The organism is Marinoscillum sp. (assembly GCF_965229915.1).
Classification (GTDB): domain Bacteria; phylum Bacteroidota; class Bacteroidia; order Cytophagales; family Cyclobacteriaceae; genus Marinoscillum.
This window is the reverse complement of record NZ_CBDDJZ010000001.1, coordinates 3,124,051-3,137,146: the sequence shown is the minus strand read 5'-3', so window position 1 is coordinate 3,137,146 and position 13,096 is coordinate 3,124,051. Positions and strand designations below refer to the sequence as shown.

Annotated in this window: 10 protein-coding genes; 5 read left to right on the top strand and 5 right to left on the bottom strand. The window is 42.7% G+C overall.

Features of this window, described 5'->3' with window-relative positions; genetic code table 11:
* Nucleotides 1-45 precede the first annotated feature (45 nt).
* A complete protein-coding gene (locus ACO067_RS13555; RefSeq protein WP_421874894.1) occupies nt 46-411 on the top strand; it encodes a BlaI/MecI/CopY family transcriptional regulator in 366 nt (121 codons plus the stop codon).
* Nucleotides 404-2,185, top strand: coding sequence for a M56 family metallopeptidase (locus ACO067_RS13550; protein ID WP_421874893.1), 1,782 nt, complete (start codon nt 404-406; stop codon nt 2,183-2,185). Before ACO067_RS13555 ends, ACO067_RS13550 begins: the two co-directional genes overlap by 8 nt.
* A 43-nt stretch (nt 2,186-2,228) precedes the next feature.
* On the opposite strand, the gene ACO067_RS13545 is transcribed toward ACO067_RS13550, so the two are convergent.
* The 3 genes from ACO067_RS13545 to ACO067_RS13535 are packed head-to-tail and all read right to left on the bottom strand — an operon-like array spanning nt 2,229 to nt 5,564.
* Complete coding sequence (locus tag ACO067_RS13545) at nt 2,229-3,422, bottom strand: sodium ion-translocating decarboxylase subunit beta (RefSeq protein ID WP_421874892.1); 1,194 nt, start codon at nt 3,420-3,422, stop codon at nt 2,229-2,231.
* A gap of 4 nt (nt 3,423-3,426) precedes the next feature.
* A complete protein-coding gene (locus ACO067_RS13540) occupies nt 3,427-5,313 on the bottom strand; it encodes a biotin/lipoyl-containing protein (RefSeq protein WP_421874890.1) in 1,887 nt (628 codons plus the stop codon).
* 5 nt (nt 5,314-5,318) lie between these two features.
* Nucleotides 5,319-5,564 carry an OadG family protein gene (locus ACO067_RS13535; protein ID WP_421874888.1) on the bottom strand — a complete coding sequence of 82 codons (246 nt, stop codon included), beginning with the start codon at nt 5,562-5,564 and terminating at the stop codon, nt 5,319-5,321.
* A 513-nt stretch (nt 5,565-6,077) separates the two neighbouring features.
* On the opposite strand from ACO067_RS13535, the gene ACO067_RS13530 reads away from it, so the two are divergent.
* The 3 genes from ACO067_RS13530 to ACO067_RS13520 are packed head-to-tail and all read left to right on the top strand — an operon-like array spanning nt 6,078 to nt 8,344.
* Nucleotides 6,078-6,410 carry a helix-turn-helix domain-containing protein gene (locus ACO067_RS13530; RefSeq protein WP_421874887.1) on the top strand — a complete coding sequence of 111 codons (333 nt, stop codon included), beginning with the start codon at nt 6,078-6,080 and terminating at the stop codon, nt 6,408-6,410.
* Between the two features lie 15 nt (nt 6,411-6,425).
* Nucleotides 6,426-7,499 carry a DNA adenine methylase gene (locus tag ACO067_RS13525; RefSeq protein WP_421874885.1) on the top strand — a complete coding sequence of 358 codons (1,074 nt, stop codon included), beginning with the start codon at nt 6,426-6,428 and terminating at the stop codon, nt 7,497-7,499.
* A 2-nt stretch (nt 7,500-7,501) separates the two neighbouring features.
* Nucleotides 7,502-8,344, top strand: a complete 843-nt coding sequence (locus tag ACO067_RS13520) for a DpnII family type II restriction endonuclease (protein ID WP_421874884.1) — start codon at nt 7,502-7,504, stop codon at nt 8,342-8,344.
* A gap of 213 nt (nt 8,345-8,557) precedes the next feature.
* Here the strand turns inward: ACO067_RS13520 and ACO067_RS13515 are convergent, their stop codons facing one another.
* Both ACO067_RS13515 and ACO067_RS13510 read right to left on the bottom strand, forming a co-directional pair.
* The gene (locus ACO067_RS13515) at nt 8,558-10,117 is read right to left on the bottom strand and encodes a RagB/SusD family nutrient uptake outer membrane protein (protein WP_421874883.1); all 1,560 of its coding nucleotides are present in this window, start codon (nt 10,115-10,117) and stop codon (nt 8,558-8,560) included.
* Between the two features lie 12 nt (nt 10,118-10,129).
* Complete coding sequence (locus tag ACO067_RS13510) at nt 10,130-13,090, bottom strand: SusC/RagA family TonB-linked outer membrane protein (protein ID WP_421874882.1); 2,961 nt, start codon at nt 13,088-13,090, stop codon at nt 10,130-10,132.
* Nucleotides 13,091-13,096: the final 6 nt, after the last annotated feature.

The following is a 13,096-nucleotide window of genomic DNA, read 5'->3' as shown; positions in this document are numbered from 1 at the left end:
AAAATTTTAGTTGTATAACTGATTTTTCCGTTATACATTTAACGAATGGAAAAACTCACCAAGGCAGAAGAACCCATCATGCAGCAGCTCTGGAAGCTAAAGCAGGCATTTGTAAAGGATATCATTCGCGAGCTTCCCGAACCCAAACCTCCTTACAACACCGTGTCATCAATTGTCAGGATATTGGAAGGCAAGGGAATGGTGACTCACAAAGCCTATGGCAAAACGCACGAGTACTTCCCTGCTATTTCCAGGCTGGAATACAGTCGCCACCTCATGTCCTCCATGGTGAAGGACTATTTTGACGGCTCGTTTACCCAAGTGATGTCCTTCATGATTAAAAATGACGATTTATCCCCTGATGAAATAGCCGAACTAAAAGAAATGATTAACAGCAAAGACAATGGATAAACTCACACCTTATTTACTAGAAGTTGGGCTGTCCTCGGGTGTACTTTACCTTGGATACCTCCTGATTCAGAAGACGCTCCAACCATCCATAAGACGAATGGTATTGCTTCTATGCCTCCTATCTCCAGCTCTACTGTCTCTAATGAACTATCAGGTAAATACAGCTGCCAGGTGGATCCCTACTCCGCATAAAATTACCCATGTCCTCGACCAACAAGAACCATCCGTGGAGAAAAGAGAACCTGCTGTGAATGCGGCTTCCTCCCAAACAAGTGAGGATGCGAGAGAGATTACCAACACCAGGGCAGTAACTCCAAACAGCACCAATGATTTCCAAATAAACTGGTGGATGCTGTATCTGATGATCTCCGTGTTACTCTTGATCCGCTTCCTGTCAGCCTTGCGCTCGGTTATTCGGTTGAACCGTCAGGCGAGCTTCGATCACGTTTCTGGAATTCACTTCCTCACTTCGGAAAAAATCATTGGGGCGTCTTTTTTTAATAGGATATTCATCTCTTCAAAATATCAAAACTCCGAACCCGCGGAAGTGATCATCGCTCATGAGCAAGTCCATGCGCGTAAATGGCATAGTTTGGATATACTTGTCTCAGAGCTGATCTTATGTGTATTTTGGTACAATCCCATTTTCTGGATCATCCGTCATGAGATTCGCCTCAACCATGAATATGAAGTGGATCTGGAAATGTCAGGTCGCTTTGGAGCCCAGGATTATTCACAAGTGTTGCTTTCACTGGCAAGTCGTCATCTTACCGTGAACCGACTTCCGCTGAATAGCTTCAGTTTTGCACACACCCGAAAACGTATTGATAAACTGCACAATCCGCAAAAAACATACTGGGGATCATTGGCCTTTTTGATTCCATTCTTACTTCTGGCAACCTGGATAGCCGGATGTGATACCACTAACACGACTGCATTTCCAGAAACATTAGTTTATAACGGTGAACCCATCAGAGAGATCACCACTACGTTTGTCAGTCATCAAAATGATACGGAAAACAAGGACATGAAAACCGTGGCAGTCGCACGCTTCTTACCGGATGGTTCGCTAGATGAAGTGATACAGCACATGACCTATCCTTACAACTATGAAAATCCATTCCGGGTCAGTCTCTGGGGACAAACAGATGCAAATGCTGTACCTGTAATTCTGGATGGACTTGAACTGGACATTGCAGAATACAACCTATTATATGGTAACGACTGGCCAGCTAAATATCAGCACTCCTTCGAGAACGGGCATCCAAAGTTTAGCGTGGGATATGAAGGCACAGAATACAGCAAAAGCATTACCACGGCTGGGGCCAACCTACCCGAAAGGATCGTTGTAGACGCCAGCTATCAGTCTTACAACAACCTGTTTACTATAAAAAGCAGTTTCATTGAGGAATTTACTTACGAGGACAACAAAGTAGAATCCTACCATCACCATGGAGAACAGGACAACTCAGAAATAAACAAATATCTAAGACCAGGTCAGCAATCACGTCCTTCCAAATCGGTACACAACAGTAAAGACTACTCGTTTCAATATTCCGGTGAATTGCTCACACAGGTTTCAGATGGAAAGATCACTTACGAGTTTGAATACGATGATTCCAGACTAGTGGCCTCCAAATTCTTTAACAACGGAAAACTCTACAATACCCGAAAGTACTACTATGCCGACAATGGACTAAAAGAACGCACCGAAATCTTCAATGTGTATGGAGATCCAGAATACTCCATTCATTACAACTATGAGTTTTACTAATAGCAAATGATCGTCGGACCACATGATGTGGTCCAACGCGTTTCTAGCCTGCTAAGAAACTAATTAAAACTCCTGCAGCGACCGCAGAACCAATGACACCAGAAATATTGCTCGCCATAGCATATTGCAGCAAATGATTGTTGGGGTCGTGCTTTAATGCTATATCATTTGCCACGCGTGATGCCATGGGTACAGCACTAAGTCCGGTTGCCCCAATGAGCGGATTGATTTTCTTTTTGGCAAACAGGTTGTAAAACTTCACCGCGAAAATCCCCCCAGCGATGGAGATCGCAAAAGCGATAAAACCTCCCAGAATAATCAGGATAGTCTCCAGGTTTAGGAACGCTTCGGCTGTCATGGTAGCACCAACAGCCAGCCCGAGAAAGACCGTGGCTGCATTGAGAATCGTATCTGACGCTGCTTTGTGCAAGCGGCCAGTAGAGGCCCCAATTTCCTTGACCAGATTCCCGAACATCAATAGCCCAATTAAGGGAACAGAGGACGGAACGAGCAAAGCCACAATGGTCCCCACAGCAATCGGAAAAATGATTTTCAAAGTCTGAAGGTTCTTGATTGGTCGTTTAGACGGGAAGAGCTTGTCTTGCTGCTTCATGTTGATCAACAACTCTTTTTTGGTCGTTGTAAATCGCACTACCAAAGGAATGATCACTGGTACCAGCGCCATATAAGAATAGGCTGCAATAGCTATCGGGCCGAGCAGATGAGGTGCCAGCTTAATTGTCGTATAAATGGCTGTTGGGCCATCGGCTCCACCGATGATTCCAAGAGATGCAGCTTCTTTCAGATTAAATCCGAAAGCTACTGCCGAGATCAGTACCGTAAATATTCCAATCTGAGCAGCCGCCCCAAAAAACGCCAACCGGAGATTTCTCAGCATTGGGCCGAAATCCGTCAAAGCACCAACCCCCAGAAAGATTATAGGAGGAAGGAATCCCGTTTTGATTAGTGAATAATAAACGAAGTTCATGATGCCGTGCTCATGGGCTATCTGATAGAGCGTGAGGGTTTCATCTATTTTCTCCACACCCATTTGACCTCCGGGAAAATTGGCGATTAACATCCCAAACGCAATAGGAACCAATAAAAGTGGCTCGTATTGCTTCTTGATCCCGAGATACAGCAAGAAGAAAGCAATCAATATCATCAGCAGAATCTGAGGCGACTCAATGATGTTCTGGATGGCCGTCATCCGGTACAGTTTCTCAAATAACTCCATCTACTTAGTTCAGCTTAATCAACACATCATCGTCAAATACATCATCGCCTTCGCTGATCAGAATATCAATCACAGTACCTTCCTGATCAGATTTAACCGCATTGGTCACTTTCATAGCTTCGATGTAGCAGACAATGTCCCCTTTGGCCACCAAATCTCCCACTTTCAGGGGCTTTTCTCCAGCATCTTTGGTCATGTAGATTTTCCCTTCAAGTGGTGCTGTGATTGCCTTGGCAGAGCCATTGCCATTCATGGATGGTTTGGGTACAGATTCTGCAGTGGCTTGGGGTAGGGCCTGATCAGCTTTCCCTTCTTCTCCATAGCTCACAGACACTTTATAGACCTGACCATTTACGGTGATGTCCATGTCTTTTGGTTGTGCACTTACCGGCGGAGTTGGGATATTCTGAGTTGGAGTAGGGGTCACTTCTGGTTCCTTTCTTTTCGCCAAATCCGTCTCGAAATCAGCTTTCGCTTTTCCAGATTTATAGGCTTCGTACTGCTGTGGATGCATGGCATACTCGAAGAGTTCCTCATCATCCTGGCCAGCATCCCATCCATTCTCCTTCATTTTGGCGCGGAATTCATCCAACGCATCCGGCTGAAGATCTTGCGGATCCCCATCAAAGAATTCACGTCCTTGCTCTTTGGCTAGATTCTTCAACGTATCTCCCACCTCACCTGGCACGCGACCTGACTTGCCTAGCACCATGTCCCAGGCATTTTCATCCAGCATGGACCAGCGTTCTTTGCCTTTTTCCATCTGCATCACATTGACCAAAGCTGCATTTTTAACATACTGGCTAAATGGAGTAACCAATGGAGGATAACCCATTTGTGGCCAAATCTCTTCCACCTCATCAAATAATTTGATTAGTAGATCATCTTGAGAGATTGGAGGCTGGTTGTTTTTTTCTTTCCACTTATTAAGGCTCTTCAGGTTGTTTTCCAAATCAGCCATTAAGCTGCCCATCATACCGCCGGGAAGTCCAGGACCGATGAGCAACGCATTCATCAACCGGTTTTTCGGATTGATGTAATAGCCGAGAAAGTCATCAATGAACTCCTGTGTAAGCGAACGTACTTGCATGTAGGCTTTCATGTTGATATCCGGCAAACTGAACCCGGCATCTTTTAACATTTCATGAACAGTAATTAAATCCGCATGAGCGGTACCGTATGATAGTGGCTCCATGGCTACATCGATGAAGTCAGCACCATTTCTGGCTGCCTCCAGCGAAGAGGTCACGGAGAATCCTGGCCCAGAATGTCCGTGATAAGTCACCGGAATATCCTTCTTCATGGCTTTGATTCCTGCTACCAGCTTACCCATAGACGCTGGTCGGCCAATACCGGCCATATCCTTGATGCAGATCTCTTCGGCACCCATATCGATGAGTGTTTCGGCCATTTTCAGGTAATAGTCTACCGTATGGAGTTTGGAATGTGTAATACATAGAGCAGCCTGAGCAATCATACCTCCCTCCTTGGCATACTCAATAGAAAGCTTGAGGTTTCGGGTATCATTGAGACCATCAAATGAGCGAGCTATATCTGTTCCTTGCTTCTTCTTAAGCTTGAACATCAGCTTACGCACATCTCTGGGCACCGGATACATCCGCAGACCATTGAGGCCACGCTCCAGCATATGCGTCTCGATCCCTGCATCATTAAAAGGCTGGGTCCATTTTCTCACAGAGTTGTTGGGGTTTTCACCATAAAGCAGGTTGATCTGCTCGAAACCACCTCCATTAGTTTCCACTCGTCGGAAGCATCCCATATCGATGATTGGCTCAGCTACACGAACGAGCTGATCCACACGTGGCATGTACTTACCAGAAGACTGCCACATATCACGATACACTAGACTTAAGCCTATTTCCTTAGCCATGACTTTTATTTTTTACGTTCAATACTAGTGATACGCCCTTTGCCATGGGTCACTATCTCCACTGCTGCCGTGATGGCAGCAACAGCCCCTGGATCATCTCCATGTAAAGAAGGTCCCTGATTATCAGATGCGTTGAGCGTATTGACAAACCGAATGAGAAGATTGCCTGTAATGACTACTAGTGAGAGCACCACGAATACGGTAATCATGCCAATACCTAGTAGTGTAAAAGCTGTAGATAGTTGGTCCATTTTTGGGTTAGTTGAGACTTGAATTTAATGAATCCCTTTGGACTGGACGTCAAAACAAAGGTGAAAAACTCCGGAGAGGATGCCGATATCATGAGTCAGGTCTAGCTATGATTTTGGTCAAAGGGTTGATAGACTAAAGATGCTAGATATTAGACACTAGAATTTAGAAGCTTGACATTAGACCTATATGCCATTTGTTGTTTAAGTGTCACTTAAGAACCTAGATGAAAACGAGTGTCTCAAGACACGGCAGTCTAACCGAGTGGATCTCCAAACTTAATGACAGACATGATAGAAAATAATTAATCTGATCGTGTCTGGAGACACTCCAAATCATTCTCGATTTTAGGTCAGCATTTGGAAGATATTAAAGAACAAAATTTAAATAAAGTATTCATTTTTTGATTTTGGATTATTTCAGATGAGTTCTAAGAAAAAATTCACTGATCTGCTATCGTTAACGGTTGTCAATTAATTAACTTGCCAAAATAGTGGCAAGACAAAATATATCAAGTGGATAAGGTGGCAACATTTGGAGAGTTTCTTCGAAAACAAAGAGAATTACATCATCAAACACAAGATACTTTTGCAAGGCAAATGAATCTTCCGTACACCGATGTAAGTAAAATTGAAAGAGGAAAAAAGAAATTTCCATTTGCGAAGCTCAAAGCGCTATCGGAATTATACAAACTTGACTTCAAAAGTCTAAAAGAGCTCTTCGTTGCAGATATCTTAATTGAACAAGCAATGAAATATGAGTGCTCTGAGACAGTTTTTTCTGTCGCCGAGGAACAGGCGATATATATCAAAAATAAAAATGCAAGTCAGGGTCAAATAGATTTTTAACTATCTGTCTATTAAATGGAGCAACTAATATTACCATCATTCGAAAAAGGATCCAGCTCAGATAGAATAAATAACTATCCGTTATTGCGATATATGGGTAGCAAATACAAACTAATCCCATGGATTCATGAGACGCTGAATTCACTTGAATTTAACTCTGCATTTGACGCCTTTGCAGGTTCTAGTGTTGTTTCTTACTTATTGAAATCAATGAATAAAAGAGTTTATTCCAACGATTTTCTGAAATTCTCCTCATTGATATCAAAGGCCGTCATTGAAAATAAATCAGAAATAATAGATAGCACCGACCTCTCAATGCTTCTCAACGAGAATGTAAAGTCTGATAACTTTATTCAGAAGACTTTCAATCAGGTCTTTTACAGTAAAGATGATCTTTTCTTCCTAGACAAAGTAAGTCATAATATATCTCGCCTTTCATCTCCATATAAAAGAGCCTTGGCATATACAGCTTTATTCAGATCATGTTTAAAAAAACAACCTAGAGGTGTCTTCACAATTTCCGGTAACTTAGATAAATACAATGATGGCAGGCGTGATTTGAGACTTACTATTAAACAGCATTTCATTGAACAGGTTGCAATTTACAATAACGTTGTTTTTGATAATGATCAGGAAAACATAACTTTTAATTTAGATATTTTTGACTTCAGTGAAAAAATGTACAAACCAGATCTGGTTTACTTAGATCCACCATATGTTCCTCCTTCAGACGATAATTGCTATATAAAAAGATATCATTTTTTAGAAGGTCTTTCAAAATATTGGAATGGAGAGGAGATTATGGAAAACACAAAAGTCAAGAAGATTAAAAAGAAATTCACTCCATTTTCCTATCGTAAAACAGCAATAAAAGCATTTGATGAGATGTTTGATAAATTCAATGACAGTACTTTAATTTTATCATACTCATCCAATGCTTATCCAGACCTGGAAACCTTAACCTCAATCATGAGGAATCATAAATCCAGTGTAGAGGTCAAATCCAAGCCATATAAGTATCATTTTGGGAATCATTCAACAGTATCCAGATCGAAAGTCAATGAATATCTAATAATTGGTCAAGGATAAGAATGCAAAGGCATAAACAAACTAAACATGAACTGATTCCTAAATTGGGAGAGGTATTAACCGATTGGAAAGACGATTTTGCTAGAACTTTCGTAACATTTCTGACTGACTTCAACGTCGAGAAATCTGTTACAACTGAACATCTTAAAGGCTTATTAGAGAAAAACTTTGATGCCGGAATTACATTGTTCAGATTGGTTCTTGAACAATCAAAAGATGAATTTACCGAAACTCTTAAAGCATTATTTTTTGACAACAAGTATGGACATGGTAAAATATCATTCAGGAATAATCCTAATGAATATTTGGCGGTTTTGGAGAATTACGGTCTGGTAAAAGCAATTAATACTCTAATCTCAAGAAAATACACTTGGAAGGAGGTTATTCAAGAGCGATTAAAAATGGGTAGAGGCAGTGCTATTAAGGGACAAAAAAGAGGCAAGAATTTAGAAGACTTTGTAGAAGTTTTAGTGCAACAAGTATTTGATAAGTTTGAAATTCGAAAAAGCTTCATTGGAGCAAATGGCTTGAGTACCGCAAAAGCTGATTTCTGCATTCCTTCAACCCAACATCCGAGCATTGTCATTGAGGTGAAAGCTTATGGAGCAACAGGAAGTAAGCAAAGTGATGTAATTGGTGATGTCCGAAAAATTATTGATGAAAAGAGAAGTGACACCTATTTTTTCCTTGTAACAGATGGAGTGACCTGGACAGCAAGAATGCGTGATTTTGAAAGACTCATTGAATATCAAAATCTCGGTGATATTTACAGGATTTATACTCAGCAAATGCGAGATGATTTGCTTGCTGACCTAAAACAAATAAAACTAGAATTAGGTATTTAAGACTATCGATGAGTTGTTAGTTGAGATCCTTTCTACCTTTGAAGGAATTATCACTTACTGGTAAACGAGCAATTATTCATTACCAAATGCAATCCAACCAAAAGCATAAAAAAGCAGACCACTCAGGCCTGCTTTTTGGTTAGGTAATCGAAACAAATTAAATTATGAAACAGGCCCCCGAAAGGGCCTGTTATGAAGAAGTATTAGAAAACGCTAATACTCAGGATTCTGCTCCATGTTGGGGTTGGCATTGAGCTCGAAAGCCGGAATCGGGAAGATATTCAGGTACGAACCAGTGGTTGTTCCTTCCATTTCTCCACCTTTCCAAGGCCATACTCCACTATCGGTAAATCTTCCGAATCTAATTAAGTCCACTCTACGAGTAGCCTCCCAGTGTAACTCACGAGATCTTTCGTCAAGAATAAAATCCAATGACAGCTGACCAGAGGTAATATTACCAGAGGCATTTCCATATGCCCGCTCTCTCAAAGCATTGACATACCCAAGTGCAGTACCAGCATCTCCGCCTCCACCTCGCAAATGCGCTTCAGCATACATCAAATAAACATCACCTAGTCGGAACATCGGATAGTCCGTATCTACATGTGTGGTGTTACTTCCTACTCCTCCACTTGCTGTGAGGTTGGTGTACTTAGGTACTGCATAGCCGTTGGTAAACGTTCTTAAGTCCTCAATCTCCAGGGTCTGTCCATCAGAGTAAAAGTTTGCACGAGTATCTGTAGCACCGGTGATATCTGCAAACTTGCTCACAAAGACCTTGGTGGTCCGTAAGCCTTCCCAGCCACCATCTATTCCATAGTCAGCAGGCACCATCAGCTCTCCACCAACAGCGGCGTGTACCAGGAATGTGGTCGATCCCCAGCTCTGTGAGTTCACCCCATCAGCTGGTAAAGTGAAAATAAGTTCATCAGAATTATGGTTGTCCGCATTGAACAGGTCTTTGTATTCCGGCTCAATAGTATATCCCGCACTAATGATCTGATTGCAATCTGCTATCACATCGGAGTAACGATCCTCACCTGTGTAGACTTCCGCATTTAAATAAAGCTTTGCTCGAAGCATCCACAACGCTGCACGATCAGCCCTACCGTACTCGTTTTCACGAGGGGCGGCCATCAGCGGTTCTATTTCGTTGAGCTCACTTTCGATGAAGTTGAAAATGCCCTCTGCATTTGACTGCTCTGGAAAATCACCAGAAATGGTGGTGATCAACGGCACGTTTCTAAACAAATCCAGCGCATGCCAATAGCCTAGTGCTCTTAAAAACCGGGCTTCTGCTCGATATTGCATGATCTCCTCACGGTCTTCCACCGGAACTCCATTGGCATCCATTACACCTTCGGTAGACTGGCGCATGAAGTCGTTTGTGAGTGAAATCAAGTAAAAGATGCGGTAGTACAGCACACGCACAAACTGGTTGTCTGAAGACCAGGTCTGGGTATTCAGATCCTGAATACCTGCATCATTCCATGCGATAACCGCTTCATCAGTTGGCAGCTCCTGTGCTTTCCAATAAGCTCTGATGTAGCTAGTAAATCCCTCGTCATTGATGATGGTCAGGTCACCCTGTCCTGCCGGTCCATCCTGTCCGGTCAGTGAGAGTGAAGCATAGATCTTCGCTATGTACTGCCGGTAAGCTTCGGCATTTTTAAAGATGTTGTTCGCTGTAGTTCCTGTTTTCGGTGCCACATCCAGGTCGGCACAAGAAAACGCTACATATAAAGGTATGATTAATAATAGTATTCTTTTCATGGCTCCTGTCGATTAAAAAGTGATATTAATACCGCCGATAAGGTTCAATGATCTTGGGTACAAGCCATTGTCAATACCTCCAGCTACTTCCGGATCCAATCCGCTATATCCTGTTACCGTCAACACGTTTTGAGCGGTTCCATACAGGCGTATTTTAGCCCACTCCAATGCATCAATGTTGTAGGACAAGGTGATGTTGTCCAACTTCAAGAAAGAAGCATTTTCCACATAATAACTCGACTGAAGCTGTTTGTCTTCAAACAGTGTTTTGAACGCCGAGGTGTGGATATTATTCGGACCAAACTCTTTGATTCGGTTGAAGTATCCTTTGCTCGATGCAACGTTGTTGTACACATAGTTGCCCACTTTACTTCTCAGTGTAAAACTCAGATTGAAATTACCTGCAGTTGCATTGGAAGTAAACCCAAATTCGAAATCCGGATTGGCATTTTTGTACGGAACCAAATCGTTTTCGTTGATGATGCCATCATCGTTTTGATCCACATACATATCCAATCGGCTATTGAGCCCCTGATCGTTTACAGGCTTTCCATTCTCATACTTTTGCTCCAGCACATGGAAGGTCTTCAGTGACTGACCAACAGCTATGATCTGTATGGTCTGACCGACATCTCCTGAAATGCCTCCATCTTGAATGAATCCACTTTGGTCACTACCTCCGGTGATTCGAGTCACTTCGTTTTGGTTATGAGAAGCGTTGAATGACAAGTTCCACTTAAACTTTGGTTTGTCCACAGCTACTGCACTTAGTTCGAACTCTACTCCTTTGTTGACCATGGAACCTACGTTAGTAAGCACCCGATCACCTACGTTAATCCCGGCTGGAATCACTGTTCTGAATAACAGGTCGTCCGTATTTCGCTGATACACTTCCAATGAACCGTAGAATCGACCACCCGAGATGGTATAGTCCAACCCAATGTTGTAAGTCTCTGTAAGTTCCCATTTGATGCCCGGATCTACAGCTGTTGGTCTGAGTGTGGTGACGTATTGGTTGCCAAACTGGTAGCGTGCGTCGTTGGTACCCGGATAGTAAAAGGTCTCATATAGGTACGAACCAAACTCCTGGTTACCTAGCTTTCCATAGCCTGCACGCAGTTTGAAATCATCAAATGGCCCTTCCAGAAATGCTCCGAAAGATTCATCAATTACTCTCCAACCCAGCGCCAATGAAGGGAAGAAGGCATAGCGATTGTCCTGACCGAATTGACTACTTCCATCTACTCGAAAATTAGCCGTAACCAGGTACTTGTTTTGGAACGAATAGTTGATTCGACCAAATACTGACTCTTGTCTGGTCTCACTATACCCCTGTCCTGATTTAATCTCCTTGGCTTGACTGATGTCATAGTAGGTATACAGGTCGTTCTTTAGAGAATCTGCGAAGAAAGCCGTGCTTTCAAAGTTGAATGTCTGTGTGGAGTACCCAGCTGTAAGCTCCAGGTTATTCTGAGAACCTAAATCTGTTTTATAGTTGGCGAAGGACTCAAACAGCAAACTCGTCTTCAGTGCCTCATCGTAGGTGAGAGAACCTCTACCATACACACCAAAAAGGTTCAACGGCTGGAAGAATCGATTTTTGGAAGTGGTCACGTCATAGGAGATGTTGTTAGTTACAGACAGTCCCTCTACACCCGGTATGTTTACGACCACTTCTACTTTACCCAATCCTCGGTAAGATCTACCGATGTTAGTAGACAGGTTTTGCTGAGCTACCGGATTTTGTACACCAAGTTCTCCAATACCTCTGGGCTCGTAGTAGCCACCAAAAATACTGGAGTCACTTCTGACAGGCACAGTCGGGTTGAAATCATAGGCTGCACCTACCTGGTTGCTACCAAAGTTGTTTTTGGTAAAGCCATTCTTCAGAGCAATATTCAACTTCACCACGTCATTGAAAAACTTGTTGTTGTAGTTCAGGTTGAAGATGTTTCGCTCTATCTTATCCTTTCTCACCACACCGTTCAGGGTATGATGCATCATGGAAATGTACAAGCCGTTATTGGACAGTGAAAGGGCATGTTTCATCCCTGTAGCTGTTTGGGTCACTTCATCCACCCAATCTGTAGTAGTGTTTCCCAGGTTTTCTGAGTACTGTGGGTATTTCGAGTTGATCAATGACGTAAATTGGTTAGCACTCATGATCTGTGGCTCACCAATGAAATTACTCACGGAGTAGTATCCATCGTAGCTGATTCTTGGGTCACCTGTAGCTTGCTTGGTATTGATAATGATCACACCTTTAGCACCCCGAGAACCATAAATGGCTGCTGCGGATGCATCTTTTAAGACCGTAATACTCTCAATATCTTCGGTATTGATAAAGTTGAGTGGATTACGCTGACCAGCAGTTCCACCATTGTCAATGATCACACCATCAATCACATAAAGTGGATCCGAACTAGCGTTAATAGAAGAGGTACCTCGAATTCGAACCTGTGGAGCTCCACCGATCCCACCAGCAGTAGTAATGGAAACTCCGGCTACTTTTCCTGCCAGCAGCTCAGTAGGTGAGGTGATGGCTCCATTGTTGAAGTTTTCCTTATCCACTTTAGCAACCACTCCGGTCACGTCCTTCTTTTGGACGGCACCATATCCCACTACGACTACTTCTTGCAGCTCTTCTATATCCAACGACAAATCCACATCGATAGTAGATCGATTACCCACTGGCTCCTCTACACTTTTATAACCAATAAATGAAAAGACAAGTACTGCATCGTCAGATACAGACAAACGGTAATTTCCATCAAAGTCGGTGGTAGTACCATCTGAGGTACCTTTTACGATAACATTCGCTCCGGGAATTCCTGACCCATCTTCTGCGTCGGTTACTTTCCCAGTAATCACTCGCTCCTGCGCGCTAAGCACTGAGCTGATCATCATCAAGACTACAAACAGCGAAGTTTGCAAAGACTTAATGTGATTCGTTCTCCAATTATTCTTCTTCATACTCTT

Excerpts from the sequence above, each read along its gene's own strand:
- ACO067_RS13550 (WP_421874893.1), top strand. The coding sequence starts at position 404 with ATGGATAAACTCACACCTTATTTACTAGAAGTTGGGCTGTCCTCGGGT.
- ACO067_RS13545 (WP_421874892.1), bottom strand. The coding sequence starts at position 3,422 with ATGGAGTTATTTGAGAAACTGTACCGGATGACGGCCATCCAGAACATC.
- ACO067_RS13535 (WP_421874888.1), bottom strand. The coding sequence starts at position 5,564 with ATGGACCAACTATCTACAGCTTTTACACTACTAGGTATTGGCATGATT.
- ACO067_RS13555 (WP_421874894.1), top strand. The coding sequence starts at position 46 with ATGGAAAAACTCACCAAGGCAGAAGAACCCATCATGCAGCAGCTCTGG.
- ACO067_RS13515 (WP_421874883.1), bottom strand. The coding sequence starts at position 10,117 with ATGAAAAGAATACTATTATTAATCATACCTTTATATGTAGCGTTTTCT.
- ACO067_RS13520 (WP_421874884.1), top strand. The coding sequence starts at position 7,502 with ATGCAAAGGCATAAACAAACTAAACATGAACTGATTCCTAAATTGGGA.
- ACO067_RS13525 (WP_421874885.1), top strand. The coding sequence starts at position 6,426 with ATGGAGCAACTAATATTACCATCATTCGAAAAAGGATCCAGCTCAGAT.
- ACO067_RS13510 (WP_421874882.1), bottom strand. The coding sequence starts at position 13,090 with ATGAAGAAGAATAATTGGAGAACGAATCACATTAAGTCTTTGCAAACT.
- ACO067_RS13540 (WP_421874890.1), bottom strand. The coding sequence starts at position 5,313 with ATGGCTAAGGAAATAGGCTTAAGTCTAGTGTATCGTGATATGTGGCAG.